Source organism: Azonexus sp. (genome assembly GCF_036170495.1).
GTDB lineage: Bacteria > Pseudomonadota > Gammaproteobacteria > Burkholderiales > Rhodocyclaceae > Azonexus.
Genome location: NZ_JAVHPH010000466.1, coordinates 1 through 2831, shown reverse-complemented (window position 1 = coordinate 2831; position 2831 = coordinate 1). Strand labels below are relative to the sequence as shown.

Sequence of the window (2831 nt, the reverse complement as noted above, 5' to 3'; positions counted from 1 at the left end):
AAGAGCAAGGCGATAAGGAATTTTTTCATTTTTGTCATCCTCTCACTTGAACGTCACACGGTCGGGGACCGGCTTGAACTTATCCATCCGCGACCACCACGGCATAGCGAGGAAGAAACCGAAGTAGAATACTGAACAAACCTGCGATACCAGTTCCCCCATCGGCGACGGGGACAGCGTACCCAGATAACCCAGAATGAAGAAGCAGATCACGAAGATGGTCAGCAGCGTCTTGTAGATCGGGCCACGGTAACGGATCGACTTGACCGGGCTACGATCCAGCCACGGCAGGAAGGCAAAGATCACGACCGAAGCGCCCATGGCAACCACACCCCAGAACTTCGCATCGAGACCGAAGAGCGGATAGGTAACCGCACGCAAAATCGAATAGAACGGCGTGAAATACCAGACCGGCGCGATGTGCAGGGGGGTCTTCAAGGGGTCAGCCGGATAGAAGTTCGGCGTTTCCAGGAAGTAGCCACCACCTTCCGGTGCCCAGAACATCACTGCCGAGAAAACCATCAGGAAGACGACGACGCCGACAATGTCCTTGACCGTGTAGTAAGGATGGAACGGGATGCCGTCAAGCGGAATACCGTGTTCATCCTTGTTGGCCTTGATCTCGACACCATCCGGGTTGTTCGAACCCGTTTCGTGCAACGCCAAAACGTGAGCAGCCACCAGACCAATCAGAACGAGCGGGAAGGCAATCACGTGGAAGGAAAAGAAGCGATTAAGCGTGGCGTCGCCAACGACGAAGTCACCACGAATGATCAGCGACAGGTCGCCGCCGATGACGGGGATCGCCGAGAACAGATTGACAATAACCTGAGCGCCCCAATAAGACATCTGCCCCCATGGCAGCAGATAGCCGAAGAAGGCTTCACCCATCAGGCAAAGAAAGATGCCCACACCAAACAGCCAGGTCAGCTCACGCGGCTTGCGGTATGAACCGTAGAGAAGACCACGGAACATGTGCATATAAACCACGATGAAGAAGGCCGAAGCACCGGTGGAGTGCATGTAGCGAATCAGCCAGCCACCGGATACATCACGCATGATGTATTCAACTGAAGCAAATGCGATCGGCACGCCATTGGCGTTCAGCGCGGCATCCGGTTTGTAGTGCATAACCAGGAAGATGCCGGTAACGATCTGGATCACCAGAACCAGCAGCGCCAAAGAGCCAAAGAAATACCAGAAGTTGAAGTTCTTCGGGGCGTAGTACTCAGACAGGTGGCCCTTCCACATGGAAGTCGCCGGAAAACGGGCATCAACCCATTCCAAAGCGTTTCCGGCCAGCGAGCCATCGGATTTGTATTTTTCGAAATTGCCAGCAGCCATTTCTTATGCTCCCTTCTTGTCTTCGCCGATCAGGATACGGGTATCGGCGAGATACACGTGCGGCGGCACTTCGAGGTTGGTCGGGGCTGGCTTCGACTTGTAGACACGACCGGCAAAGTCGAAGGTAGAACCATGGCAGGGGCACAGGAAGCCCCCCAGCCACCCACCGGGCATTCCTTCTTCGGTGCCCGCCTTGAACTTCTGGGAGGGCGAACAACCGAGGTGCGTACAGATACCGACAACGACCATGATTTCCGGCTTGATCGAACGCGTATCGTTCTGGGCATAAGCTGGTTGCTGGTTTTTCTCGGACTTCGGATCTGCAACCGCATCAGCCAGTTTGGGCAGCGTCTCCATCATTTCCTTGGTGCGATTAATGATCCACACCGGCTTGCCGCGCCACTCGACAGTCATCATCTGACCCGGCTCGAGCTTGCTGATATCCACTTCGACCGGTGCGCCTGCAGCCTTGGCACGCTCGGATGGAAGCAAGCTGGATACGAACGGCACGAGTGCGGCCACCGCCCCCACCCCGCCTACGGCTGCGGTCGCAACGACCAAACGTCGCCGCCCGCAGTCCATTTTTCCTTGATTGCTCATTACGCTGACCCCTAACGGAATTAGATGGGATAAAAATTAAACGCTAAATTATACGTTATCGGATGGCCCGATAAAAGTCAGATATCACCCACCACAAGCCTTGCGCTCTCGAAATGCCTGGGCCAAGGTGCCACTATCGACATATTCGAGCTCACCACCCACTGGTACGCCACGGGCAATCCGGGTCACGCGAACACCTTTGCTACCGAGCATAGCCGTTATGTAATGGGCCGTCGCCTCTCCCTCGTTGGTATAGTTTGTCGCCAATACGACCTCCTGAACGACGCCGTCAAGGGCTCTAGCCACGAAACGATCCAGACCAATATCTTTGGGCCCAACCCCATCAAGGGGAGATATTTTGCCCATCAGTACGTAATAGAGCCCCTGATAACTCTGGGTCAGCTCCATCATATTCATGTCAACCGGTGTTTCGACAACGCACAACAAGCTTGCATCTCGCCGTGGCGATGCACAGCGTTCACATATCTCTGCCTCGGCAAACGTATTGCAGCGCTGACAATGCCGAATCGATTGCAACGCATGCTGTAGTGCATCCCCCAGATACTGAGCGCCCCTTCTGTCATGCTGCAACAAGTGATATGCCATGCGCTGCGCCGATTTTGGCCCGACACCGGGCAGGCAGCGCAACGCTTCTATCAGAGAATTAAGTCCGGACGGATTCACTAATCAAAAAGGAAGCTTGAACCCAGGCGGGAGGTTTAGACCCGAAGTAAAACCCGACATTTTGTCCTGACTTAGTGCTTCGCCTCGCCGAACAGCATCGTTCACGGCAGCGGCAATCAAATCTTCAAGCATTTCCCGGTCATCCATAACCGACGGATCAATGCTGACTCTACGTATTTCATGGGCTCCAGTCATCACAACCT

Annotated in this window: 4 protein-coding genes; all 4 read right to left on the bottom strand. The window is 54.6% G+C overall.

Features of this window, described 5'->3' with window-relative positions:
- Positions 1-42: 42 nt before the first annotated feature.
- Complete coding sequence (locus ADADOO_RS16750; RefSeq protein ID WP_511278650.1) at positions 43-1344, bottom strand: cytochrome b; 1302 nt, start codon at positions 1342-1344, stop codon at positions 43-45.
- Positions 1345-1347: 3 nt separating this feature from the next.
- Entirely contained in the window at positions 1348-1944 is a 597-nt protein-coding gene (petA, locus tag ADADOO_RS16745) for a ubiquinol-cytochrome c reductase iron-sulfur subunit (protein WP_511278649.1), read from the bottom strand.
- Between the two features lie 84 nt (positions 1945-2028).
- Positions 2029-2628 carry a recombination mediator RecR gene (gene recR / locus ADADOO_RS16740; RefSeq protein WP_511278648.1) on the bottom strand — a complete coding sequence of 200 codons (600 nt, stop codon included), beginning with the start codon at positions 2626-2628 and terminating at the stop codon, positions 2029-2031.
- 3 nt (positions 2629-2631) lie between these two features.
- The coding region (locus tag ADADOO_RS16735; protein WP_511278647.1) for a YbaB/EbfC family nucleoid-associated protein at positions 2632-2831 on the bottom strand (200 nt) is incomplete at its 5' end.

Excerpts from the sequence above, each read along its gene's own strand:
- ADADOO_RS16750 (WP_511278650.1), bottom strand. The coding sequence starts at position 1,344 with ATGGCTGCTGGCAATTTCGAAAAATACAAATCCGATGGCTCGCTGGCC.
- petA (WP_511278649.1), bottom strand. The coding sequence starts at position 1,944 with ATGAGCAATCAAGGAAAAATGGACTGCGGGCGGCGACGTTTGGTCGTT.